The sequence below is a fragment of the Blastomonas sp. CCH1-A6 genome (assembly GCF_001556365.1).
Classification (GTDB): Bacteria; Pseudomonadota; Alphaproteobacteria; order Sphingomonadales; family Sphingomonadaceae; genus Blastomonas; species Blastomonas ursincola.
This window is the reverse complement of record NZ_LSIS01000220.1, coordinates 1-275: the sequence shown is the minus strand read 5'-3', so window position 1 is coordinate 275 and position 275 is coordinate 1. Positions and strand designations below refer to the sequence as shown.

The following is a 275-nucleotide window of genomic DNA, read 5'->3' as shown; positions in this document are numbered from 1 at the left end:
GCCCGGTACCGGGCTGGACGTCGCCAAGGCCTTTGCCGGCCAGGTGCTGTCGGTGCTGGTGCCGTTCCTGGTCCTGTTCACCGCGCTGATGATGCTGGCCGCCGGGCCCGTCGTCTATGCGATGACCGGCGGTTTTCCCGATGGCGGGCCGGAAAAGTTTGCGCTGGCGCGGCACCTGACGATCATCACCTTCCCCTATCTCGGGCTGATCTCGCTGGTGTCGCTGCTCGGCGGCATTCTCAATTCGCTCAACCGCTTCTGGGTCAATGCCGCCG

At 65.8% G+C, this 275-nt stretch carries 1 protein-coding gene; it reads left to right on the top strand.

Going from position 1 to position 275, the window contains the following annotated elements; genetic code table 11:
* The coding region (locus AX735_RS09600; protein ID WP_446471802.1) for a lipid II flippase MurJ at window positions 1-275 on the top strand (275 nt) is incomplete at both ends.